Annotated in this window: 25 protein-coding genes; 15 read left to right on the top strand and 10 right to left on the bottom strand. The window is 73.7% G+C overall.

Annotated elements, in window-relative coordinates; all coding sequences use genetic code 11:
• Positions 1 to 170: 170 nt before the first annotated feature.
• From AB0M93_RS26320 to AB0M93_RS26305, 4 genes are all read left to right on the top strand, one after another.
• Positions 171 to 1,850 carry a sulfatase gene (locus tag AB0M93_RS26320; protein ID WP_364277205.1) on the top strand — a complete coding sequence of 560 codons (1,680 nt, stop codon included), beginning with the start codon at positions 171 to 173 and terminating at the stop codon, positions 1,848 to 1,850.
• Positions 1,851 to 1,979: 129 nt separating this feature from the next.
• The gene (locus AB0M93_RS26315) at positions 1,980 to 3,218 is read left to right on the top strand and encodes a diguanylate cyclase (RefSeq protein ID WP_364277202.1); all 1,239 of its coding nucleotides are present in this window, start codon (positions 1,980 to 1,982) and stop codon (positions 3,216 to 3,218) included.
• A 338-nt stretch (positions 3,219 to 3,556) separates the two neighbouring features.
• A complete protein-coding gene (locus AB0M93_RS26310) occupies positions 3,557 to 4,684 on the top strand; it encodes a S1 family peptidase (RefSeq protein ID WP_364277200.1) in 1,128 nt (375 codons plus the stop codon).
• A gap of 98 nt (positions 4,685 to 4,782) precedes the next feature.
• Positions 4,783 to 5,334, top strand: coding sequence for a dihydrofolate reductase family protein (locus tag AB0M93_RS26305; protein WP_364277197.1), 552 nt, complete (start codon positions 4,783 to 4,785; stop codon positions 5,332 to 5,334).
• A 3-nt stretch (positions 5,335 to 5,337) separates the two neighbouring features.
• Here AB0M93_RS26305 and AB0M93_RS26300 read toward each other — a convergent pair whose 3' ends face one another.
• Positions 5,338 to 6,612, bottom strand: a complete 1,275-nt coding sequence (locus tag AB0M93_RS26300; RefSeq protein WP_364277195.1) for a vanadium-dependent haloperoxidase — start codon at positions 6,610 to 6,612, stop codon at positions 5,338 to 5,340.
• Positions 6,613 to 6,729: 117 nt separating this feature from the next.
• Between AB0M93_RS26300 and AB0M93_RS26295 the strand changes: the two genes are divergently transcribed.
• Genes AB0M93_RS26295 through AB0M93_RS26275 form a run of 5 tightly spaced genes read left to right on the top strand, consistent with a single transcriptional unit; the run spans position 6,730 to position 9,746 of the window.
• On the top strand, positions 6,730 to 7,326 hold the full coding sequence (locus AB0M93_RS26295; RefSeq protein ID WP_364277192.1) for a sigma-70 family RNA polymerase sigma factor: 597 nt from the start codon (positions 6,730 to 6,732) through the stop codon (positions 7,324 to 7,326).
• Positions 7,323 to 8,006, top strand: coding sequence for a Rieske (2Fe-2S) protein (locus tag AB0M93_RS26290; RefSeq protein WP_364277190.1), 684 nt, complete (start codon positions 7,323 to 7,325; stop codon positions 8,004 to 8,006). The genes AB0M93_RS26295 and AB0M93_RS26290 overlap by 4 nt, the downstream gene beginning before the upstream one ends.
• Before the next feature lie 56 nt (positions 8,007 to 8,062).
• A complete protein-coding gene (locus AB0M93_RS26285) occupies positions 8,063 to 8,443 on the top strand; it encodes a cupredoxin domain-containing protein (RefSeq protein WP_364277187.1) in 381 nt (126 codons plus the stop codon).
• Entirely contained in the window at positions 8,440 to 9,378 is a 939-nt protein-coding gene (locus AB0M93_RS26280; protein WP_364277185.1) for a metallophosphoesterase, read from the top strand. The genes AB0M93_RS26285 and AB0M93_RS26280 overlap by 4 nt, the downstream gene beginning before the upstream one ends.
• A complete protein-coding gene (locus AB0M93_RS26275; RefSeq protein ID WP_364277182.1) occupies positions 9,375 to 9,746 on the top strand; it encodes a hypothetical protein in 372 nt (123 codons plus the stop codon). Before AB0M93_RS26280 ends, AB0M93_RS26275 begins: the two co-directional genes overlap by 4 nt.
• Before the next feature lie 9 nt (positions 9,747 to 9,755).
• Here the strand turns inward: AB0M93_RS26275 and AB0M93_RS26270 are convergent, their stop codons facing one another.
• The gene (locus tag AB0M93_RS26270; RefSeq protein WP_364277180.1) at positions 9,756 to 10,538 is read right to left on the bottom strand and encodes a crotonase/enoyl-CoA hydratase family protein; all 783 of its coding nucleotides are present in this window, start codon (positions 10,536 to 10,538) and stop codon (positions 9,756 to 9,758) included.
• 119 nt (positions 10,539 to 10,657) lie between these two features.
• Between AB0M93_RS26270 and AB0M93_RS26265 the strand changes: the two genes are divergently transcribed.
• From AB0M93_RS26265 to AB0M93_RS26255, 3 genes are read left to right on the top strand one after another with little or no spacing between them, the layout of a single operon-like run.
• Complete coding sequence (locus AB0M93_RS26265) at positions 10,658 to 11,029, top strand: GntR family transcriptional regulator (RefSeq protein WP_364277177.1); 372 nt, start codon at positions 10,658 to 10,660, stop codon at positions 11,027 to 11,029.
• Positions 11,026 to 11,907 (top strand): ABC transporter ATP-binding protein, encoded by an 882-nt coding sequence (locus AB0M93_RS26260; RefSeq protein WP_364277174.1) that lies wholly within the window; start codon positions 11,026 to 11,028, stop codon positions 11,905 to 11,907. Before AB0M93_RS26265 ends, AB0M93_RS26260 begins: the two co-directional genes overlap by 4 nt.
• Positions 11,904 to 12,599 carry a hypothetical protein gene (locus AB0M93_RS26255; RefSeq protein WP_364277171.1) on the top strand — a complete coding sequence of 232 codons (696 nt, stop codon included), beginning with the start codon at positions 11,904 to 11,906 and terminating at the stop codon, positions 12,597 to 12,599. Before AB0M93_RS26260 ends, AB0M93_RS26255 begins: the two co-directional genes overlap by 4 nt.
• Positions 12,600 to 12,654: 55 nt before the next feature.
• Here AB0M93_RS26255 and AB0M93_RS26250 read toward each other — a convergent pair whose 3' ends face one another.
• Positions 12,655 to 13,197 carry a CGNR zinc finger domain-containing protein gene (locus AB0M93_RS26250; RefSeq protein ID WP_364277169.1) on the bottom strand — a complete coding sequence of 181 codons (543 nt, stop codon included), beginning with the start codon at positions 13,195 to 13,197 and terminating at the stop codon, positions 12,655 to 12,657.
• A gap of 146 nt (positions 13,198 to 13,343) precedes the next feature.
• On the opposite strand from AB0M93_RS26250, the gene AB0M93_RS26245 reads away from it, so the two are divergent.
• The 3 genes from AB0M93_RS26245 to AB0M93_RS26235 all read left to right on the top strand — a co-directional run bounded on the left by AB0M93_RS26245 (position 13,344) and on the right by AB0M93_RS26235 (position 15,862).
• On the top strand, positions 13,344 to 14,018 hold the full coding sequence (locus tag AB0M93_RS26245) for an AzlC family ABC transporter permease (RefSeq protein ID WP_364277166.1): 675 nt from the start codon (positions 13,344 to 13,346) through the stop codon (positions 14,016 to 14,018).
• A complete protein-coding gene (locus tag AB0M93_RS26240; protein ID WP_364277163.1) occupies positions 14,015 to 14,335 on the top strand; it encodes an AzlD domain-containing protein in 321 nt (106 codons plus the stop codon). The genes AB0M93_RS26245 and AB0M93_RS26240 overlap by 4 nt, the downstream gene beginning before the upstream one ends.
• A gap of 603 nt (positions 14,336 to 14,938) precedes the next feature.
• On the top strand, positions 14,939 to 15,862 hold the full coding sequence (locus tag AB0M93_RS26235) for a LysR family transcriptional regulator (protein ID WP_364277160.1): 924 nt from the start codon (positions 14,939 to 14,941) through the stop codon (positions 15,860 to 15,862).
• 149 nt (positions 15,863 to 16,011) lie between these two features.
• On the opposite strand, the gene AB0M93_RS26230 is transcribed toward AB0M93_RS26235, so the two are convergent.
• Genes AB0M93_RS26230 through AB0M93_RS26200 form a run of 7 tightly spaced genes read right to left on the bottom strand, consistent with a single transcriptional unit; the run spans position 16,012 to position 22,127 of the window.
• Positions 16,012 to 16,524 carry a flavin reductase family protein gene (locus AB0M93_RS26230; RefSeq protein ID WP_364277157.1) on the bottom strand — a complete coding sequence of 171 codons (513 nt, stop codon included), beginning with the start codon at positions 16,522 to 16,524 and terminating at the stop codon, positions 16,012 to 16,014.
• 26 nt (positions 16,525 to 16,550) lie between these two features.
• Positions 16,551 to 18,065 carry an AMP-binding protein gene (locus tag AB0M93_RS26225; RefSeq protein ID WP_364277155.1) on the bottom strand — a complete coding sequence of 505 codons (1,515 nt, stop codon included), beginning with the start codon at positions 18,063 to 18,065 and terminating at the stop codon, positions 16,551 to 16,553.
• 5 nt (positions 18,066 to 18,070) lie between these two features.
• Positions 18,071 to 19,003 (bottom strand): hypothetical protein, encoded by a 933-nt coding sequence (locus AB0M93_RS26220; RefSeq protein ID WP_364277152.1) that lies wholly within the window; start codon positions 19,001 to 19,003, stop codon positions 18,071 to 18,073.
• The gene (locus AB0M93_RS26215; protein ID WP_364277149.1) at positions 18,976 to 19,656 is read right to left on the bottom strand and encodes a 4'-phosphopantetheinyl transferase superfamily protein; all 681 of its coding nucleotides are present in this window, start codon (positions 19,654 to 19,656) and stop codon (positions 18,976 to 18,978) included. Before AB0M93_RS26215 ends, AB0M93_RS26220 begins: the two co-directional genes overlap by 28 nt.
• Positions 19,653 to 20,747 (bottom strand): acyl-CoA dehydrogenase family protein, encoded by a 1,095-nt coding sequence (locus AB0M93_RS26210; RefSeq protein WP_364277146.1) that lies wholly within the window; start codon positions 20,745 to 20,747, stop codon positions 19,653 to 19,655. The genes AB0M93_RS26215 and AB0M93_RS26210 overlap by 4 nt, the downstream gene beginning before the upstream one ends.
• Entirely contained in the window at positions 20,740 to 21,891 is a 1,152-nt protein-coding gene (locus AB0M93_RS26205; protein ID WP_364277143.1) for an acyl-CoA dehydrogenase family protein, read from the bottom strand. The genes AB0M93_RS26210 and AB0M93_RS26205 overlap by 8 nt, the downstream gene beginning before the upstream one ends.
• The gene (locus AB0M93_RS26200) at positions 21,888 to 22,127 is read right to left on the bottom strand and encodes a phosphopantetheine-binding protein (protein ID WP_364277141.1); all 240 of its coding nucleotides are present in this window, start codon (positions 22,125 to 22,127) and stop codon (positions 21,888 to 21,890) included. Before AB0M93_RS26200 ends, AB0M93_RS26205 begins: the two co-directional genes overlap by 4 nt.
• Between the last annotated feature and the right edge of the window lie 3 nt (positions 22,128 to 22,130).

Here is a 22,130-nt window from a genome sequence, read left to right as displayed (position 1 = left end):
GCACGCCTCGGGGAGGCCTGCGGCCGGTTGCCCCGATCGTCCCCGCGGTACCTCGCCCGCGGGCGGGCGCGTGAACCGCCGGGGGCCGTGGCCCGTATACCGGGTGAGGATCGCCGGCCCGGCCGCACGGGCCGCGCGGTCGCCGCCGCGAACGACTACGTGAGGCCCGCATGCTCCGACGAACCGGTCCGACCACCCCGGCCGTGCCCCTGCCCGACTTCGGCCTGCCGCGGCTGGCGCGGCGGCACGTCGTCGCGAGCCGGGTGCTCACCGGGCTCGCCGCGCTGCTCGTGCTGTTCGCCCTGCTCGCGCCGGACGACCTCACCTCCTTCTCGGCCGAGGCCCTCGTGCGGGTGCCCGTCGAGGGCCTGCTCGCCGCCGCGTTCGTGCTGGTCCTGCCGCCGCGGCCGCGGCGGGTCGTCGCCGTCGCCGTCGGGCTGGTGCTCGGGCTGCTCGTCGTGCTGAAGGCCCTCGACACCGGGTTCTACGCCACCCTCGAGAAGCCGTTCGACCCGATCTACGACTGGAGCTTCTTCCGGGCCGGGGTCGAGTTCCTCGCCGGGCAGATCGGGGACGCGGCCGCCGTCGCCGTGCTCGTCGGCGCCGTGGTCCTCGCGGTGGCTGTCGTGGTGCTCATGGTGCTCGCGATGCTGCGGCTGAGCCGGGTCGCCGCCGGACGGCGGACCGGGGCCACCCGGGTCCTGGCCGTGCTCGGGGTGATCTGGATCGTCTGCTCGGTCTTCGGCGTGGAGATCGCGCCGGGCCAGCCCGTCGCCGCGCAGAGCGCCGCGGCGCTGGCCTACGGCGACCTCCGGCAGGTGGGCGCCGATCTGCGGGATCAGCGGCCCTTCGGCGAGCTGGCCGCGGAAGACGCGTTCCGGGCCACGCCGGGTCCGCAGCTGCTGAACGGGCTGCGCGGCAAGAACGTCGTGCTCACCTTCGTCGAGAGCTACGGCCGGATCGCGCTGGACGACCCGGGTTTCGCGCCGAAGATCGGCGCCACGCTCGACGCGGGCACCGCCGAACTGCGGGCGGCGGGCATCGGCGCGCGCAGCGCTTTCCTGTCGTCCTCGACGTTCGGGGGCGGCAGCTGGCTGGCGCATTCGACCGTGCAGTCGGGGATGTGGATCGACAACCAGCAGCGCTACAACGACCTGCTCGCCAGCGACCGGCTGACGCTCGGCGGGGCGTTCCAGCGGGCGGGCTGGCGGACCGTCTGGGACGTGCCCGCGCACACGAAGGACTGGCCGGAAGGGCAGCGGTTCTACCACCCGGACGCCTACTACGACGCCCACCACGTCGGCTACCAGGGCCCGGGATTCGCCTACGCCACCATGCCCGACCAGTTCACGTTCTCGATGCTGCAGCGCACCGAACTCGCCAAGGCGGCGCGGCAGCCGGTGATGGCCGAGGTCGACCTCGTCTCCAGTCACGCGCCGTGGTCGCCGCGGCCCTGGCTGGTCGACTGGAACCAGGTCGGGGACGGCTCGGTCTTCGCGCCGATGCCCGGGGCGGGCGAGGCGCCGGAGTCGGTCTGGAAGGACCCCGCGAAGATCCGGGACGCCTACCGCGACGCCACCGACTACTCCCTGAAAACGCTGATTTCGTTCGTGCAGCACTACGGCGGTGACGATCTCGTGCTGGTGTTCCTCGGCGACCACCAGCCGCCGGTGGTCACCCCGCAGGGTGCGGTGCACGACGTGCCGATCACCATCGTGGCCAAGGACCCGAAGGTGCTGGACCGGATCGCCGGCTGGGGCTGGACGGACGGCCTGCACCCGGCCGCGCAGGCGCCGGTCTGGAAAATGGACTCCTTCCGCGACCGGTTCCTGACCGCGTTCGCCCGCTGACCGTCCACTTCGGACACCCGTAGTCTCCGCGGCCGCCCGTGCCCCGGGCTTCCGCCTGCCGCCCGGGGCGCCTATCGTTGGGGGTGCCGGGCGGGGGAGCCCGGCCGATCCACGGACACGGGAGGGTAAGTGGATCAGCAGGGGGAGTTCGCCGCCGTACACCCGTCGGGAGGCACCCGGCTGCGCACCGCGCCGCCCGGTGTCCTGCCGTACTACCTGGCGGTGGAGGCCGCCGCCGTCGTGCTGCCGTTCCTCGTGCCGTCGACGGCGCCGACGAGCCGGGAATGGCTTTTCTTCGCGATTCTGCTGGGTTCGGCGCTCGCGCAGGCGGAACTGTCGGCCCAGGCCGAGCGGATGCAGCGGTTCCTGGCGCGGAACCCGCACGTCAGCCTGAGCTCGGTCTGGATCTTCGCCGCGGCGCTGGTGATGCCGCCCGGGCTCGCCGCCGTGCTGACCGTGCTGATCTACGGGCACGCGTGGGTGCGGACGGCGGACGTGCCGGGCGTGCGGCCGTACCGGGTGACCTGCTCGGTGGCGACGTGCGTGGTGACCGCGTTCGCCGCCTGGGCCGTCGCCGGCCTCTTCGGCACCGGGCCGGGGGCGCCGGGGGTGGCCGCGACGTTCGCCGCCGGGCTGACGTTCTTCGTGGTCAACACGCTGCTGGTGATGATCGGGTTCAAGCTCCACGAGCCGGCCCGGCCGTGGCTCTCGCTCGCCGGGTCGGTGCCGGAGAACGTGCTCGACGCGGCCACGCTGTGCTTCGGGGCGGTCGCCGCGGTCCTGCTCACCGCGCGGCCGTGGCTGGTGCCGCTGCTGGTGCTGCCGCTGGTGCTGCTGCGCCGCGGTGAGCTCGGCCGGCAGCTGGCGCTGCGGACGCGCGACCACACGACCGGGCTGCTCACCATCGCGGAGTGGCGGGCGCGGGCGGAGGCCGAGCTGGAGCGGGCGCGGCGCACCGGTGGCGCGTGCGGGATCCTGATGATCGACCTGGACCACTTCAAGCGCGTCAACGACACCCACGGCCACCTGGCGGGCGACGACGTGCTGCGCGCGGTCGCCCGGGCCGTCCGCGGCGAGGTGCGGATCTACGACGCGGTCGGCCGGTTCGGCGGCGAGGAGTTCGTCGTGCTGCTGCCGGGCATCGGGCAGGCCCACTCGGCGGCGGTCGCCGAACGGATCCGCGACGCGGTGGCGAGCCTGGTCGTCGAGACGGCCGACGGGCGGCGGATCGACGGGGTGTCGGTGTCGATCGGGGTGGCGGTGCACCCGGCGGCGGGCAACGTCGTCGACCAGGTGCTCGGCGCCGCGGACAAGGCCGTGTACGAGGCGAAGAACACCGGCCGGAACCGGGTCTGCGTGCGCCGGTGAAGCACGCGCGGCCCGCGGGGGGACGGACGGGCACGTCCGCTGCCCGGCAGACTCCCGTCCGGCTCGCCGCGCGCGGGCCCGTGTTGTACTTGGTCCAGACCTTTGGCAACGCTGCCCGGGAAGGGGCGGCGGCACGGCGCGGGTGAGCCGGGTGCGGCCCGCGCTCCTGGCGTGCGCGCGGAAACGCCTGCGCCTCAAGGGTTTCTGTCAAAACCTCCACAATGGACAACCGGGTCGGGCTTCCGGACAGAATACCGGACAAACCTGGACCAGCCGGGATTCCGCCCGCACACTCGGCGGACGGTGTGTTTCTTTCCCCCGGCCTTGGAGGAGTTCCCATGCGTCGAAGAATCGCCCTGGCCCTCGGCGGTGCCGCCGTCCTCACGGCGTCCCTCGCCTCCGCGTCCCTCAGCCCCGCCGCCGCGCAGGCGTCACCCGGCCTGATCGCCGCCATGCAGCGGGACTTCGGGCTGACCGCCGCACAGGCGTCGACCCGGCTGACCCAGGAAATGAGCGCCACCAGGGTGCTGCCGGCCGCGCAGCGCGCCGCCGGCGCGGCCTTCGGCGGCGCGTGGTTCGACCCGGCGCTCGGCAAGCTCGTCGTCGGCGTGACCGACCCGGCCGCGGCCGACGCCGTCCGGCAGGCCGGCGCCGAACCCACGGCCGCCCGGATCAGTGCGGCCAAGCTCGACGCCGCGAAGGCCGCCATCGACGCCTCGGCCAAGGCGGCCCCCGCGCCGGCGGCCGTCAGCGGCTGGCGCGCCGACCCGCGGGCCGGCAGCGTCGTGGTCACCGTGGCGCCGGGCGCGCACGGCGCCGATGTCGACGCCTTCCTGGCCCGCGCGGCGAAGGCCGGCCCGGTCACGGTGGCGACCGCCCCGGCCGCCGAGCCGTTCTCGGCCGGCACCGTCGGCGGCGACCCGTACTACATCAACGGGAACGTCCGCTGCTCGATCGGCTTCTCCGTGCAGGGCGGGTTCGTCAGCGCCGGGCACTGCGGCGGCGCCGGCAGCTCGGTCGCCGGCTGGGACGGCTCGTGGATGGGCACCTTCGCCGGATCTTCCTTCCCGGGCAACGACTACTCGTTCATCCGCATCGGCGGCGGCTGGTGGACCGCGCCGGTCGTGCTCGGCTGGGGCACGGTGAGCGACGCGCTCGTCCGCGGGTCCTGGGTCGCGCCGGTCGGCACGTCCGTGTGCCGCTCGGGCTCGACCTCGCACTGGCACTGCGGCACGGTGGAGGGCCAGAACGAGACGGTCAACTACGCCCAGGGCGCGGTCTACGAGATGACCCGCACGAACGTCTGCGCCGAGCCCGGCGACTCCGGCGGCTCGTTCATCACCGGTGACCAGGCACAGGGCGTCACCTCCGGCGGGTGGGGCAACTGCAGCTCCGGCGGGGAGACGTGGTTCCAGCCGGTGAACGAGATCCTGCAGACCTACGGCCTCTCGCTCGTCACGGCGTGAGGCGATCCGGCGGCGGCCGATGAATCCGGCGGCCGCCGCCGGTAGGTACCGGTGAGGCCGCGCCACCGGGGCGCGGTGCGCAGACACCGGGAGCAGTCATGAGCGTGATCGTGATCGAGTTCGTCACCCTGGACGGCGTCGTGGACGACCCCGACGGGCGTGCCGGAACGCCCACCGGCGGGTGGGCGTTCCGGCACGGGCCGGATGCCGTCGGCGCGGACAAGTTCCGGCTCGGGTCCCTGCTGGAGACCGGAACCCTGCTGTTCGGCCGGACCACGTGGGAGCTGTTCGCGAAGCTGTGGCCCGGCCGGACGGGGGAGTTCGCCGACCGGCTGAACAAGATGCCGAAGCTGGTCGCTTCGCGAACCCTCGCCGACGTCGGCGCCTGGCAGAACTCGGCGTTGCTGCAGGGCGAGCTCACCGAGGCGGTGGCGCGCGAAACGGGGGACCTCATCGTCATCGGCTCGATCGGGGTGGTGCGGACGCTGGCCCGGCACGACCTGGTCGACGAGTACCGCCTGCTCGTGTTCCCGAGCGTCGTCGGCGAAGGCCGCAGGCTCTTCGACGGCATGGCCGCCGACCTGGAGCTCGTGTCGAACACGCAGGTCGGGGCCGCGGTGCTGAACACCTACCGGACGCGCCGGGCGTAGCCGTCACGACCGCAGGACGAACGCGGCCACGTCGTGGCCGAGCTGCCGGCCGGCTTCGTGGTCGAGCCGGGTGTGGACGCCGGCCACGATCCGGCTCAGGCCGGCTTCGTCGGCGGCGCCCTGGAACGTCGGGAACCGCCGGACCACGCCCGGCAGCGCGTCGGAGCCGACTTCCAGGGGCCACCGCGGTCCGTACTCCTGCCGCAGGACCAGCGCGCCCGCCTGCGAGATGACGCTGTGCGCGCCGGGATAGGCCGGGTCGGCCGGGGTGGTCGCGAGGCTCGACCAGTCCGGGACGGCGCCGGTGGCCGGGTTCCCGTCCTCGCCGGCGAGCCGGATCGCGGTGACCGGCCGCCAGATCCGGTAGTGGTACTTGGCGTCGTAGAAGGCGATGACGGCGTCGGCGAAGCTCAGGTTGAGCCGCGCGAACACCCGGGCCGCGACCAGCAGGCCGCTGTGTGACCCGCCGACCACCGACTGCGCGATTTCGTTCCAGTAGTTCCAGATCGGCGCGGCCCAGAACCGCGCCTGCACGGTTTCGTCGGCGGTGCGGGTGGCGCTGGTGTCGCGTCCGGCCGCGGCCACCTCGTGCAGCGCGTCCGCGTACCGCGCGCCGCTCAGCGCGGGGTACGGCCCGGGCCGGAACCGGTCGGCCCGGTCGAGCACGAACGGCGTCACCGCGGCCCAGTGGGTGAACGCGGCCGGAGCGAACGCGGGCGGCGCCGGCCGGTACTGCCCGGGTGCGGTGCCCGGCGGCAGCAGGGGCGGGGTCGCGGCCGAGCCGTCGCCGGCCCGCAGGCCCAGCAGCAGCCGGGCGACCAGCCGCCCGGCCCGGACGCCGGCGTCCCGCGCGGCCGGGGGCCTCACCCCGGCGAGCTGCCCGGCCAGCAGGCTCGCGAGCGCGTCGGCCCGGGTGGGGTAGAGGGCGGCCAGCACGTCGTGCGCGGCCTGCGCCGCGGCCGCCTCCGGCGCCGCCCGGCCCGGGACGTCGACGGTGAACAGGTAGGGCCGCCCGGTGCCGGTCGTCGCGACAACGGCGTCGTGGATCGCCGCGTGCAGCAGCGCGAAGCTGCGGGTGGGGTGCACGGTCGCCGGCTGCAGCCCGGCCGTGCGCACGATGGCCAGCAGCTCCCGGTTCCACGCGAGGACGACGTCCGCCCCGCCCGGCCGGACGGGCGCCACGGCCGCGGCGGGACCGGGCAGGCCGGTCGTGGCGAGCACGGCGGCGGCCGCCCCGCCGGTGACGAGCAGCGTCCGGCGCGACATCGATGTGGTCATTTCGCTCCCCAGGTCGTCGGAGGGTCTGCCTGCCGATACGGTCACCGGTTACAGGCATTCGTAACCCGGGCGCGTATCCCTCAGTGGCGGGAAGAGTCGGTGGGGAGAAGGCGGGCGGTGCCGGTGGCACAGCGGTTCCGGCGCAGGCGCGCCGAACAGGACGAAGCGGGCGCGGCACCGCGACCGCGGCTGCACGCGGTCGGGGCGGACGTGTACCCGGACTGGGAGGCGGTCTACCGCGACAACGTCGACCGCGTGTACCGGCTGATGTTCTCGAAGGTGGGCAACCGGCCCGACGCGGAGGACCTCACCACCGAGGTCTTCCTGACCGCGCTGCGGCCCCTGCGCGTCTCGGCGAGCGTGGGCGAGGTGCGGGCGTACCTGCTGGCCACCACGCGGACCGTGCTGGCCGGGCACTGGCGGCGCACGCTCGGCCGGGAGATCACCACCCTGGACGAGGAGCACGACGTCGCCAGTTTTGAAGCAGGCACAGTCGAAGCCGGCACCGTCGACCCGGGCACGCTCGCCCGCGCCGAAGCGATCCTCGCGCTCCTGCCGGAGCGCTACGGGCGGATCCTGCGGCTGCGCTTCTTGCAGGCTTGTTCGCTGAAGGAAGCGGCGGAACAGCTGGGCACCACCGTCGGCAACGCGAAGGTGCTGCAGCACCGGGCGTTGCGCCAGGCGGCCCAGCTGGCGGAAGGGATGGAGACGTGAGCACTCGAGGCGTCCGCCGGTTCGTCAAGGACCTCCTGCGGCGGCGACGGCCGCGCCCGTTCGCGGCCGGCCCGGACGACGAGGCCGAGCTGCGGACCGCGGTGCTGCTGCGCGCGGCCCGGCCCGGCGGCGGCGCGGCGAGCGAGGAGTTCGTCGCCGGGCTGCACCGGCGGCTCGCCCAGGAACTCGGGGAACCGGCGCCGGCGGGTGGCAACCGCCGCCGGTTCATCCAGGTGTCCTCGGCCGCCGCGGTGGCGGCCGCCGCGGGCGCGGGTGTCGAGTACCTGGCGACGTCGGGGGCCGAATCGGCCGCGGTGCCGCCGCCTCCGCAGGAGACGACGCTGCAGCCGGAAAACGGCCGGTGGCGGGCCGTCGTCGCGGCGCACGACCTGCCCGAGGGCGGGGTGCTGCCGTTCGACTTCGGGGCGGTGGCGGGGTTCGTGCACCGGTCCGGCGGGCAGGTGCGGGCGGTTTCGGCGACCTGCACGCACCTCGGGTGCCGGCTGAACCTGGACGCGCCGGCCCGGCGGCTGAACTGCCCGTGCCACCGGACGTCGTTCGCCGTGGACGGCGTGGTTCTGATGCACCAGCTGCCGGTGACGCCGCCGCCGTTGCCGCACCTGGTGGTGCGGGAGGCCGGGGGAGTGGTCGAGGTGCTGGTGCCGCCCGAAGGGGCGTAACCCCCGCGCGTATTCCTGGCATGAGGATTTCCGTTGGGGTGAAACACTTCCTGCTCGTGAGCGCGGCGGCGCTGGCGCTCACGGCCTGTACCGCGCAACAGCCGCCCGCGGCGGCGCCGCCGTCGATGCCCGGCATGACGAGCATGGCGCCGGCGTCGCCGCCGGTGGCCCAGAACGCCACCACGAACACCGTGGCCATCAAGGACTTCGCGTTCGCACCCGCGTCGACGACGGTGAAGAAGGGCACCACCGTCACCTGGACCAATCAGGACCAGGACGCGCACACGGTCACCAGCACCGGTTCCGGCGGCCCACTGCGGTCGCCGACCCTCCAAACCAGACAGTCCTATCAGTACACCTTCAGCGCGCCGGGCACGTTCGAGTACCTGTGCACGATCCATCCGTTCATGACCGCCACCGTGACGGTGACGCCGTGACCGAGGACGACCACAGTCCCGAAGGCATGACCCGGCGCCAGCTGCTGCGCCACACCGCGTGGTTCGGCGCCGCGGTGGTGCTGACGGTCAGCGGCGGTGAGGTGATCAGCCGGATCGCCGCCCCGGGCGACGCCGTCGCCGCCGACGACCCGAACGCGCTGCGGTTCGTCCAGATCAGCGACAGCCACCTCGGATTCACGGGCTCCGCGAACACCGCCGTCGAGGAGTCGTTCTCCCATGCGCTCACGCAGATCAACGGCCTGGGCTACCGGCCCGACTTCGTGATGCACACCGGCGACCTGACCCACCTGTCCACGCCGGCGCAGTTCGACCAGGTCAAGCAGATGATGGGCACGCTGAACACCGGGCACGTGTCCACCGTCCCGGGCGAGCACGACTCGGTCGACGACGCCGGCCAGAAGTACCGGCAGGCGTTCGGGGCCGGCACCGCGGGCGACGGCTGGTACAGCTTCGACCTCAAGGGCGTCCACTTCATCGCCCTGGTGAACACGCTCAGCCTGGAGAAGCTCGGCCACCTCGGGCCGGACCAGCTGGAGTTCGTCCGCAAGGACGTCGCGAAGCTCGGCTCGGACACCCCGATCGTGGTGTTCAGCCACATCCCGCTGTTCGCGATGTACCCGGCGTGGGGGTGGGGCACCGACGACGCGGCCCAGGCGCTGTCGTACCTGCGGCGGTTCTCGTCGGTGACCTGCCTCAACGGGCACGTGCACCAGCTGTTCACGAAGACCGAAGGGAACATCACCTTCCACAGCGCGACGACGACGGCCTACCCGTTGCCGCAGCCGGGTACCCGGCCGGCGCCGACCCCGGTGACGCTGCCCGCCGGCAAGCTCGCCGACGCGCTGGGCATCCGCGAGGTGTCCTACCGGCCGGGGCAGCCGGGCCTGGCGGTGAAGGACGTGAAGCTGGCATGAACCTCGTCCTCCGGATCGCGACGGCGGTCTGCCTCGCGCTCAGCGGCTTCCTCCACGCGCAGCTCTACGTCGCCGGGTACCGGGTGATCCCGGTGATCGGCCCGGCGTTCCTGGTGCAGGCGGCGGAATCGATGGCGGTGGCGCTCCTGCTGCTGGCGGGCGGCCCGGTGCTGCTGCGGCTCGCGGCGGCGGGCCTGGCGGCCGGTGCGCTGGCGGGCTTCGCGCTGTCGCGGACGACCGGCTTGTTCGGCTTTTCCGAGCGGGGTTTCCAGCCCGCGCCCCAGGCGTTGCTCAGCGTCCTGGCCGAGGGGGCGGTGCTGGTCCTGGTCGCCGTCGTGCTGTACCGGTTGCGGCAGGCGCGACGCTGACCCTCGGCGTCAAGCGGGGTCTTCGAACCGCCCGTGCCGGCCGGCGCCGGCGGCGAACCGGGCCGCGCCGGCAACGCCCTCGCGTTCGACGATCGGCACCCCGGCCGCGCCCTCGGCGCGCAACGCCTCGGCCAGCGGGAGGTCGAGGCCGGCGTAGGTCGACGCCCGGTCGGCCAGCACGCACTCGAAGGGGAACGCGGCGATCTGCGCGGCGAGCTCCAGCGCGGCGGGCACGGCCTGGCCGGGCTCGACCACCCGGTTGGCCAGGCCGATCGCCAGTGCCTCGTCGGCGGTGACCGGCCGGCCGGTGAGGATCAGGTCCAGGGCCCGGCCCAGGCCGACCACCCGGGGCAGCCGGACCGTGCCGCCGTCGATCAGCGGCACGCCCCACCGGCGGCAGAACACCCCGAACACCGCGTCCCGCTCGACCACGCGCAGGTCCGCGAGCAGGGCGAGCTCCAGGCCGCCCGCGACGGCGTGGCCGCCGACGGCCGCGATCAGCGGCTTGCTCAGCTGCAGCCGGGTCGGCCCCATCGGGCCGGCCCCGCTGCCGTCGCGGGTCAGCTCGTTGCGGCGGTCCGGATCGCCGGCCGCGGTCAGGTCCGCCCCGGCGCAGAAGGTGCGGCCCGCCCCCGCGAGCACGGCGACGCGCTGGCCGGGATCGGCTTCGAACGCCAGGAAGGCGTCCCGGAGTTCGGCGGCCATCCGCCCGTCGACGGCGTTGCGCCGGTCCGGGCGGTTCAGCCAGACCACCGTGGTGGTCCCGGCCGTCTCGACACGCACGTCGTCCATCGGTCCTCCGCAGCTCGGGTCCTGAAGGCGAACGTAGCGTGCGCTCCGCGGTTGACAAGCTCCGGCCGAGCCTCCATGGTTAGTTACATGAGTAATGAACCGACGAACCGCGGCGTGCGGTGGTCGGCGTGAAGGACGACGGACGGCCGCTGTTCCTCCGGATCGCCGAGCAGATCGAGAACTCGATCGTCGACGGGAGCCTCGCCGCGGACACGCAGGTGCCCTCCACCAACGAGCTCGCGGCCTTCCACCGGATCAACCCGGCGACCGCGGCCAAGGGCATCAACCAGCTCGTCGCGGACGGGATCCTCTACAAGAGAAGGGGAATCGGCATGTTCGTCGCCACGGACGCCCGCGCGCAGCTGCTGGAGCGGCGCCGCCGGGACTTCACGCGGCAGTTCGTCGCCCCGCTGATGGCGGAGGCGGCCAAGCTCGGCATGGACGCCGAGGAGATCAAGAAGCTGATCGACGTCTGGGAGCCGCAGGCATGAACGTAGTGCGCACAAGGGGCTTGACCAGGCACTACGGGCCGCTCGCCGCGCTCGACGGGGTGAGTGTGGAGCTCGCGGAGAACACGATCCACGGCCTGCTGGGCCGCAACGGCGCCGGCAAGACCACGCTGATGAAGATCCTGACCGGGCAGGACCGCGAAACCGGCGGCACGGTCGAGGTCTTCGGGCGGCACCCGTACGAGAACGCCGACGTGCTTTCGCGGACCTGCTTCGTCAAGGAAAGCCAGCACTACCCGGAGAAGTTCCGGGCGAAGCACGCGCTGCGGGCCGCGGAACTGCTCTACCCGAACTGGGACACCGCGTATGCCACGGCGCTACTGGCGGACTTCGCCGTCCCGCCCGGTCAGCTGCTCGGCAAACTCTCGCGTGGCCAGCTTTCGGCGGTCGGGGTCACCATCGGGCTGGCTTCGCGGGCGCCGCTGACCCTGTTCGACGAGCCCTACCTCGGCCTCGACGCCGTCGCGCGCCGGCTGTTCTACGACCGGCTGCTCGCCGACTACGCCGAACACCCGCGCACGATCGTGCTGTCCACGCACCTGATCGACGAGGTCGGCGACCTGCTCGAACACGTCGTGCTGCTCGACCGCGGCCGGGTGCTCATCGACGCCGACGCCGAGTCCCTGCGGGGTGACGCGGTCGCGGTCACCGGGCCCGCCGACGCCGTGGAACGCTTCGCCGCCGGACACGAGGAACTGCACCGCGAACGCCTCGGCGGCTCGCTGCGCGTCACCCTCACCGGCGCCCCGGACCGCCTCGAACCCGGGCTGGACTTCGAGCCGGTTTCGCTGCAGCAGCTGGTCGTCCGCACCACCCAACGGCACGGCGGCGCGGTCGCCGCCGGGAAGGAAGCCCGATGACACGCGTGCGCGACGTCGCGCGGATCCAGCTGGTCAACTGGCCGGCGCTGCTGGCCTACCCGCTCGCCTTCGTGGTCGCGATGCCCCTGCTGGGCCTGGGCATCGACGTCTCCAACGGCGAGACCGCCACCGGCCCGCACGAGATCTACCTGCTGCCGGCGCTGTGGGGCATGGCCGCGACCGGGCACCTGCAGTCGATGACCCAGGTTTTCCCCTTCACCCTCGGGCTCGGCGTGACCCGCCGGAAGTTCGCCGCGGCCACGGCGCTGGTCGTCACGGCGCAGGCGTTGCTGCTCGGGCTGGTGCTGGTGGCCTTCGGCGCTGTCGAACGGAGCACCGGCGGCTGGGGGCGGGAAGCCCGCCTCTTCGGGCTCGGCGCGTGGCGCCAGGACGACCCGGTCACGCAGTGGCTGGCCTACAGCGGGCCGATCGTCGCGGCGTCGGCGATCTGCGTGCTGGCCGGCGTGGTGTTCCAGCGCTGGCGGCAGACGGGGCTCTACCTGGCGGTCTTCGGCAGCGCGGCCGTGCTGGCGGGCTTCGGCGCGCTGGCCACGACGCGGCGCTGGTGGCCGGCGATCGGCGGCTTCCTCGGCGGCCAGCCGTCGCTGACGCTGTTCACCGCGGGCCCGCTCGTGTTCGCGGTGCTCCTGGGCGGAGCCGCGTGGCTGGTCCTGCGGCGCGCGACGGCGTGAGCGGCCAGGCGCGGCGCTGGTGCGGCACGCCGCTCCGGCGTCGCCGGGCAGCGGGCTACGCCGTGGCGCCGGCCGCCTGGCGGGCGCGGTAGGCGCGCATCTTGTGCCGGGCGCCGCAGACCGACGTCTCGCACCAGCGGCTCACCACGTTGGGGGAGCGGTCGTAGAACGCCCACCGGCAGTCCTCCGCCGCGCAGGTCTTCAGCCGGCGCAGGGAGCCGTCGAGGCTGGTGGTGATCACTGCCGCCAGCACCCGGGTGATCGCCGCGTCCAGGGCCGTCGTTTCGTCGCCCGTGAACTCCACCTGCGGTCCCGGCTGCAGCAGCGGGCGGGTGCCGGTCCGGGCCAGCTCGCCGTTCAGGGCGCTCACGGCGCCGGCAGCGCCGCCCAGCAGCTGCCGCAGTGCCTCCCGGAACCTGCGTACGCGGGTCAGGTCCGCCTGCGTCGGGCGGGCCGGGCACGGCAGGCCCTCGGCTTCCGCCCACGCCAGCAGGCCCGCCGGGGTGGTCAGGTCGTCCCGGTCCTCCAGCAGCTCGCTGGTGTTGACCAGGCTTTGGACCACGGCGAGCGGAGGGGGTGCTGCCGGACGGGGAGCCATGCCGCCCACGTTACCAGTAACGCCGTCTGCTGGTAACTGCGCCGAGGTTTCGGGGTTTAGGTCAAGAAATCGTGGGGTACCGCCGCGAAGCCGGGTTACCAGCAACCGCCAGTGTTGGTAACGTCGAGCTCGAGGAGGTGGACATCGTGACCGAAACCACCGCTGAGCCGGTCCGGACCCTGCGTCCGGTGCTGCCGGTGGCCGCCGCCGACCTGGCCGACGGGATGGCGTTCGGCGCGCTCGCGGCCTCGGTCGGGATGGGCGTGCTGGCCCCGGTGGCCATGTCGCTGCTGGTGTTCTCCGGCAGCGCCCAGTACGGCGCCGTCGCCGTCATCGCCCAGCACGGCTCGGTCTGGGCCGTCGTCGGCGCGGCGGCCGCGCTCAACGCGCGCTACCTGCTGATGGGCACCACGATCGCCCCCGCGCTGACCGGGTCCGCCTGGTCGCGGGCGGGAACGGCGATGCTGATCACCGACGGCTCGTGGGCGGTCGCCCACCGCGGTGACGGGCGGTACGACCTGCGGACCCTGCGGCTGGCCGGTGCCCTGTGCCTGTGCGGCTGGACCGCGGGAACGGCCCTGGGTGCCGTGCTCGGCGACGCCATCGGCGATCCGGGACGGCTGGGGCTGGACGCCGCCTACCCGGTGTTCTTCCTCGGCCTGCTGCGTTCGCACCTGAAGGACGCGCGTGCGTGGGGTCTTGCGGTGCTCGGTGTCGTCACCGCGGCCGCGCTGGTCTTCTGGGCGCCGCCAGGCATCCCCGTGCTGGTGGCCGGGGCGGCTGGTGCCGTGACCGGGGCGGTCCTGGGGGTGCGGCGATGAGCTACCAGTGGACGATCGTGCTGGCCCTCGGCGTCACCGCGCTCACGTTGCGGGTCGTGGTGCCGCTGGCCGCGGGCGGGCGGGAACTGCCCACCTGGCTGCGCAACGCGCTCACGTGCGCGACCCCGGCGCTCATCGCCGGGCTGGTGGTCACCCTGCTGTGGCCGGCCTCGGGTGCGGTGTCTTCGTTGCGGACGGTCACCGCGTTGGCGGGCGTCGGCGTGGGGATCGCCCTGTTGGCCGGTAAGCGCTCCATCCTGACGGCGATGGTCGGCGCCGCGGTCGTGACCGCCCTGCTGCGGCTGGTGCTCGGCTGATTTCGCCGTGCCGGGCAGGAACCTGATCGGAAAACGCAGGACTGGATCACTCTGATACGGAAATGGGTGCTCCTGCTGCGGAAAGCGTAAATCCGGTGCCGACGGCGACGGATGGTCTTTCGGAGTGACGGGCAACCACGGCCGGTGAACCAGAAAACGGTTACCCGCCGCCCGATGGGCGTAGTTTGTCGGCCGGGAACGGGTGGTAATTCGCAAGAGAGCCACCCTTTCGGGGGATAAGCGTCAGAGTGATTCGCCGCACGAACGAGTTCCGGCCGAGTGGGCCGGCGGAAACGAGCGATCCATCCGCAGCCGGGAACGGGCTGTGGGTGCCGATTGGGGGAAGGACGTCGTGAAAGGTGCCGTGCCGGCCGTGAGCAGCCGGCCGCTGGGAGGTTTCGTGTCCGGGACCGAGGTGGGCCACCACCGCGGAAAAGCGGCCGCTACGGCTGTTCGGAGAGCCCGCCCGCGGACCGGCCGGAACCACGGTGTGCGCGCGGAGAACGTCCCGCGACGATTCACCCCGCTCAGTGAAAGGAACACCCGCCCCGGTGCGGGGGCTCGCCCCCGCACCGCCCGCCCGGCCCGGCGGTGATCCGAGCCGTGGACACCGCAGCCCTCACCACCTTCCTCAGCGTGGCCGAGCAGTCGAGCTTCACGAAGGCCGCGAACGACCTGAGCGTGGCCCAGCCGACGGTCACCGCGCGGATCAAGAAACTGGAACGCGACCTCGCCTGCGACCTGTTCAACCGCACCGGCGCGCTCGTCCGGCTGACCACCGCCGGCCAGCGGTTCCGCCGCTACGCGCACAAGATCGTGAAGCTGAGCCGGCTGGCGGAGGAGACCGTGCTCGCCGGCACCACGCCCGGCGACGCGCTGATCGTCAGCGCCGACAGCGGGCTCACCTCCTACCGGCTGGTGCCGATCGTCGAGTACCTGTACCGCCGCCACCCCGACCTCGCGCTGGAGATCCGGCCGCTGGAAGAGGACCCGTGGAGCCGGATCGGGGATTCCGACGTCGACTGCGCGTTCTTCATCGACGTCTGCGAGTCCTCGCCGAAGGCCGATTCGACGTTGCTGTGCCCCGAGCCGCTCGTGGTGGTGGCCGGCCCGGACGGCCCGCTCGGCCCGGAGCCGGTGCCGACGCCGCGGCTGGCGAGGTACCCGCTGCTCTGCGCCCACCGCGGCAGCGGCTACCAGCGCCTGTTCGAGCAGACACTGGACGGCGCGGGCGACACCCGGATCCGCGCGTTGTCCTTCGGCTCGATCGACGCGGTGAAGCGCGCGCTGACCGCGGGCCTGGGCATTTCGCTGCTGCCCCGGCTCAGCGTCGCCACCGAGCTGGCCGAGGGCCGCCTGATCGAGGTGCCGTGGACGGCACCGTTCCAGGTCTACACCCAGCTGGCCTGGCACCGCGAGATCCGCACCGACCCCCGGTTTTCGGTCCTCCTCGACGCGGCGGCCCGAGCGACCGCCGAGCAGGTCGCGGACGCGGGATCGCGTCCGGGCCGCCGTTCTGTCCTCTGACTTCCGCTCGCGGGAAACGCCCGGGCCGCCAGGATCGGCGGGCCGGGCGTTGGCGTTTCTCGAGCTCTGAATGGATACGCGCCTTCTGACTTCCGCTCACGGAAAACGCCCGGCTCGCCAGGTTCGGCGAGCCGGGCGCTAATCGTTTCTCAAGCCCCGAGCGGGTACTGCTCCCGTCCATACAGGACAGTCGGCGCCGCGTTCGTGTCGCGCAGCCAGACGACCTGACCGACGACCACAGTGTGGTCCAACAGGGTCGCGGTGTCGCCGACTTCGCAGACCAGCGCCACCCCCGCCGCGGACAGCACCGGGATCCGGCGCTCGGGCCGCCACGGCACTCCGGCGAAGCGCTCGGCCGGGCTGCCGACGGCGAACTTGCGGGTCAGGGCCCGCTGCGCCCACGACAGCGTGTTGACCGCGAAACGCCCGGTGGCGAGGATCGCCGCGAGGGTGCGGCTGTGGCTGCCCAGTGACACCAGGACGCTCGGGGTGTCGGCCGACAGCGACATCACCGCGTTGGCCGTGCACCCGACCGGGTCGTCGCCGGCGACGGTGGTGAGGACCGTTACTCCCGTCGGCAGCTTGGCGATGGCCTGGCGGAAGCCGTCCGGGGGCACGAGCCCGGCCGTCGGGGGCGGTGCGGTGACTTCGGTGGTTGCCATGGTCTTTCCTTCCGGGGCGGCGGCGGTCATCCGCGCTGCCCGATCGCGTCCGCGGTGAGCGCCGAACGGTCGATCTTGCCGTTGACGTTGAGGGGCAGCTCGTCCAGCACGCCGAGCCGCCGGGGCACCATGTACCCGGGCAGCCGGTCGGCGACGGCGGTGAGCAGCCGGTCGGGGTCGAGTCCCTGGCCCGTGCACACCGCTTCCAGCTCGGTGGTGCCGCCGCTGCCGGGCAGCGCGAGCACGATCGCGTCGCGCACCGCCTCCTGATCCCGCAGCACCGCCTCGATTTCGCCGAGCTCGACGCGGTAGCCCTGCACCTTCACCTGCTGGTCGGACCGTCCCAAGTGGACCAGTGAACCGTCCTGCCAGCACACCCGGTCCCCGGTGCGGTACCAGGCGGTGTCGTCGAGGTCGTCGCCCGCGCGGTGCAGCCGCGCGGTCTCGTCGCCCGGGCCGAAGTGGTAGAAGCGGCCTTCGTTCGCCGCCGGGTCGAGGTAGCCGGGGAACCGCTGGGGTCCCCGCGCGCAGAGCTCCCCTTCGACCGCCGGGCGGCCCTCGTCGTTGAGCACGACGTGGCTGACGCTCGGGTACAGGTCCCCGATCGGCACGGTCCCGTTGGGCGTGGCCGGCCAGTCCGCCGGGTCGGCAGGCAGCCGGAACTGGGCGCAGCTGATGGTCAGTTCCGTGGGGCCGTAGAGGTTCTCGACGACCCCGCCCGGCGCGGCCTGCTGCCAGGCCCTGGCCTGCTGCGTGGTCAGCGGTTCGCCGCAGAACAGGCTCCAGCGCAGCGAAGGCATGCTGCCCGGCCGCAGGCTGCGCAGCCGCTGGGCGTAGGACACCATCGACGGCACCGCGAACCAGTGCGTGAGCTGCTTCTCCGCGACGAACCGCACCGGCGCCAGCAGGTCTTCGCGGCTGGGGACGACGAGCGTCGCGCCGCCGCTCCAGGCGGTGAACATGTCGAACACCGACAGGTCGAACGTCAGGTCGAAGGTCTGGGAGACGCGGCTGCCCGGTGCCATGCCGTAGCGCGGCACCACGTGGGCGAGGTAGGCGCAGACGTTGCGGTGCCGGATCGGGACGCCCTTGGGCTTCCCGGTCGAGCCCGAGGTGAACAGGATGTAGGCCAGGTCACCGGGATCCGGTGCCGGCGGCGTGCCTGGGACGCCGCCGGCGGGTTCGGTCATGACGAGCTCCGGCACGCCGAGGCCGGCGGGGCCTTCGGTGAGCACCAGGTCCAGGCCGGCCGCCTCGGCGATCATCCGGTTGCGGCTGCCGGGGAACGCGGGGTTGAGCGGCACGACGGTGCTGCCGAGCCGGTGCGCGGCGAGGTATCCGGCGTAGGTGAGCACGCTGCGTTCGGCGAGCACGCCGATCCGGGCCGGCACGGCGCCCAGCGCGGCGACGGCCTCGGCGGCGAGGTGCCCGGCGAGGTCCCGCAGCTCGGTGTAGGTGAGGGTGCGCGCGCCGACTTCGAGCGCGGGTGCGTCGGCGTGCTTGCCCGCCGACGCCTCGAACCACTGATACAGGGTTTCCATCGTTCTCAGGCCTCCCATTCCGGGCCGGTGGTCGTCTTGTCGTTGGTGCGCAGCAGGTCTTCGAAAGTCCGCTGCAGCAGGCCGCTGCGGGGTTTGCCCCGGGCGGCGGACGCCGCGGCGAACCGGACGACCTTGGGCAGTTCGCTCCAGCTCACCGTGGCCGCCGCGGCTTCTTCGGCGCCGATCTCGCCGTTCGCGGCGAGCACCTCGAGCCGGTAGGTGTAGTGCCGGCTCGCCGCCCACAGGTCGTCGCCGTAGCGGGCGGCGGCGGTCTCGTCCTCGGTCAGCACCCCGCTGACGCGCTCGATCACCTCGGGCAGGACGCAGGTCCAGTCACCCGGATCGGCCGGTGCGTCGGAGGTGGTGCGCGCCAGCCAGCGGAACAGGTTCGCGGGCACCGGCTCGACGGCGGCGCCGAGGGCGTACCGGTCGCGGTTGGCGATCTCCGCCGGCCACGGGGTGTGCGGGGCCAGCGCGAGCTCCAGCGCGGTGTCGTCCAGCCAGCCGAGGAACGGTTCCTGCGCGCCGAGCGGCGTCAGCGCGCAGAAGTGGTCGGCCACCAGCCACCGGTCGTCGCGCCGGCCGAGCAGCAGCAGCCAGTGCGGCGAGTGCGCGGTCTCGTACGCGGGCGACCAGGGCAGCCGGAAGGTGTCGGCGACGGCCAGCACCCGCCCCGAGCGGGCGAGTTCGGCATCGAGCTCGCCGGCGGCCCGCGCCCAGTTCGGGGCACCGCGGTAGCCGAGCGGATCGTGCGCGGCGATGTCGTCGACGCGGGCGTGCTGGGAGAAGACGAGGTCCCCGTCGAGCCGGACGGCCAGCCGCACGGCGTGCGCCAGGCGCGTCTTCACGCCGGGGTCGTCGGGTTCGAGGTAGGCCACCAGGTTGGTGGTGTAGCAGCTGAGCTCCGGGACTACGTCCGGAGCGTTGATGAGATGCACGTCGGCCTCCGTCGTCGTGGTCGGTCCGGGGGGTGGAAGGCGCAGCTCAGCGGCACCGAGGAGCGGGTGCGCAGGCTCAGCCAGGTGAAGCGGCCCCAGCGCCCGGACACGGCGCCGGGCGGCACGTCGATCGCCCACGGCCGCCCGGCCAACCCGGTGCCGTCGGCCTTGACGCACGCCTCCTGCACGGTCCACACCCAGGCGAACTCCCGGGCCCGCCGCGCCCGCGGCAGGGCGGCGACGACCGGGGCGTGCGCGCCGAGACACCGGCGCACGGTCGAGTCGGCCAGCCGCGCGGGGGGCAGCTGGACGTCGACGCCGATGTCCCCGTGCGCGCACACGGCGGCCGCGAGCTGGTCCCCGTCGTGGGAGATGGTGATGCCGGGCAGCGCGAGATCTTCTTCGCCGCCGGGGGCCAGCCGGGGTTTCCCGGCCGGGTCGGTGCGGATGGGGAGGTCCGCGAGGTCGGGCCGGACGCGCCGCAGCAGCCGCCGGAGCAGGTGCCGCCCGGCGAGGAACTCGGCGCGGCGCCAGGCCGGCCGGCTGCCGGCGTCGGCGAGGTCGGTGAGGATGGCGGGGGAACCGGCGAGGTCGGTCCGGGTGGCGGACACGACCCAGACGCCGGGGGCGATTTCGGTGCCGGCGGTGTTCATGCGCGCAGCTCCGCCAGCAGCGTGTCGGCGCCGTCGGCGACCGCGCCGAGCATCAGCTCGGTCACGCCGCCGCCGATGCCGAACACCGCGGCCTCCGCGCGCAGCAGCTGGAGGCCGTCGTCGGCGAACCCGTCCGCTCCCTGCCAGCGCGCGCAGCGCGCCAGCACGTCGTCGGCCGTGAGACCGACCGCGGCCTTCAGCACCGACGCGCTCGTCAGGTCGTGCTCCTCCACCACCCGCTCGCCCAGCGCCTCGGTCAGCGCCCGCAGTTCGCGCACCCGCACCAGGCAGCCCGCGAACTCCTGCCGGACCGCGTCGTTGTCCCAGAGCGCGCGCCCGTCGATTTCCCGCCGGCTCAGCGCGGTCCTGGTCTGCGCCAGTACCCGGCTGGTGAGCGCGGTGGCCCACTGCGCGCCGGCGAGCCGTTCGGTGCCCATGTGCCGGGCGAACAGGGCCAGCCCGCGGCCCGGCCTGCCGAGCACCGCCGACGCCGGCAGGCGCACGCCGGAGAACTCGACGTGGCCGATCCCGGCGCCCGCGAGCAGGGTCGTGGCCGCCGGCGTGACCCGCACGCCCGCCGCGTCCGCCGGGACCAGCACCCACGTGAAGGCGGTGAAGTGGCGGCCGGGCCGGTGCCGGGCCAGCACCAGGAAGTACGCCGCGCGGGTCGCCGTCGTCACCCAGCGCTTCGCGCCCTCGAGCCGGACGACGTCGTCGTCGAGCTCCACCTCCGTGCCCAGCCCGGTGAGGTCGGAGCCGGGCGCCGCCGCGTCCGTGGCGGCCAGTGCCACTTCGCACTCGCCGCCGGCGACGCGGTCGAACGCCGGGCCGGGCGCGGTGGCCAGGATCGGCAGCGCGCTCGCCGACTGCACCAGCACGCTCAACGTGACGCCGTTGTCGCCGCGGGCGTCGACCGCGCGCAGGGTGGCGCCGAGCCGCCCGGGGTCGGCGACCAGTCCGGTCGCGGTGCGCCGCCGGTACTGCTCCCGCAGCACCCCGGCCTCGCCGAGCCGCTGCCACACCCGCCCGCCGGGCGCGTCCGGGTCCACAGTGGACAGCGGGGCGCCGTCCAGGAGGGCTGCCTCAGGCAAAACGCACCTCCTGGTCCAGGAGGGTGAGCCGGCCGTCGGCCAGGTGCAGCCGGTCGTTGCTGTAGTTCAGCACCGCCGACCGCAGGTCCCGCAGCGACTGCTCCAGCCGCGTGGGGGAGTCGCGCAGGTAGCCGTGGCGCATCCCGACGGCGTCGACCAGCTCGTCGACGGCGCGGTAGCACTCCTCGGCGGCGGTGATCTTCACGGCGTTGATCAGCAGCTGCACCTTGGGTGCACTGAGGTCCGCGGTGGTCTCGACCACCTCGCGGGCGTGCCCGATCAGCGCGTGCACGGTGTCCAGCCGCTGGCGCGACCGCGAAAGCCGGGTCAGCAGCAGTTCCGAGCTCAGGTCGGTCCGGCCGCGGTTGCCCCGCAACGCGCGGATGACGCGGGACAGCGCCCCGGCCGCCGTGCCGAGCCAGCAGGACGCCCAGCCGAGGTGGGCCAGCGGGCCGAAGACCGTCGTGACGATGGTGTGGAAGTCCCCGTGCCGCCCGACGACCTGGTGGGCGGGCAGCCGCCCGCGCAGGCGCAGGGCGCCGCTGTCGCTGGCGCGCATGCCCAGCGGGTCCCAGCCGCCCGCCGCCTCGATCTCCAGCTGCCCGCGGTGGGCGTAGACGAGCGAGACCTGGTTGTCGGCCTCGGCGTCGGGTGCGCGCATGGTGATCAGGAACCCGTCGGCGTGCTTGCCCCCGGTGACGATCGGGGCGAAGCGGTCGACGAGCAGCTCGCCGTCGCGCCAGGCCGCGGTGGATTCCGCGGTCAGCAGGTGCCCGCCCTTGCCCGCCTCGGTGGTGACCGAGCCGAGGTAGAGCCGGCCCGCGGCGATCTCGGGCAGCAGTTCCGCGCGCAGCCGGCCTTCGGCGTGCGCGAGCACGGCGGCGACCTGCTGGCAGTGCATGGCGAAGATCATCGCCAGGGACATGTCGACGCGGCCCAGCTCGGTGCTGATCTCGAGCACGTCGGCCAGCGATCCGCCGAGCCCGCCGTCTTCGGCGGGCACCAGCAGGCCCAGCAGGCCGGTGGCGCGCAGTTCGTCCAGCGCCTGCACCGGGAACTCGGCAGCGGAGTCGGCCGTGCGGACGTCCTCCTCGGCGACCTTGGTGACGCGCCCGGCGAGTTCGGCGAGGGTCGCGGCGGTCACGACGACACCCCCTCGCGCTCCAGCTGGGCGCGCACCGCGTTCCACAGCGTGGCGCCGGTGGCGAAGGTGGCGTCGGTGATGTCCTCGTCCGGCAGCGAGATGCCGAACACGTCCTCGATCTCGAACAGCACGTTGATCGACTGCATCGAGTCGAGACCGCGCTCGCGCAGCGAGTCGTCCGGGCCGAGCTCGCGGCCGTTGAGGAACTTGAGGTACGGGGTGAGCAGTTCGGTCATGCG

Source organism: Amycolatopsis sp. NPDC051102 (assembly GCF_040682815.1).
In the GTDB taxonomy this organism is placed as follows: domain Bacteria; phylum Actinomycetota; class Actinomycetes; order Mycobacteriales; family Pseudonocardiaceae; genus Amycolatopsis.
The sequence above is the reverse complement of the archived record's forward strand: the minus strand, read 5'-3'. Positions and strand labels throughout refer to the sequence as shown.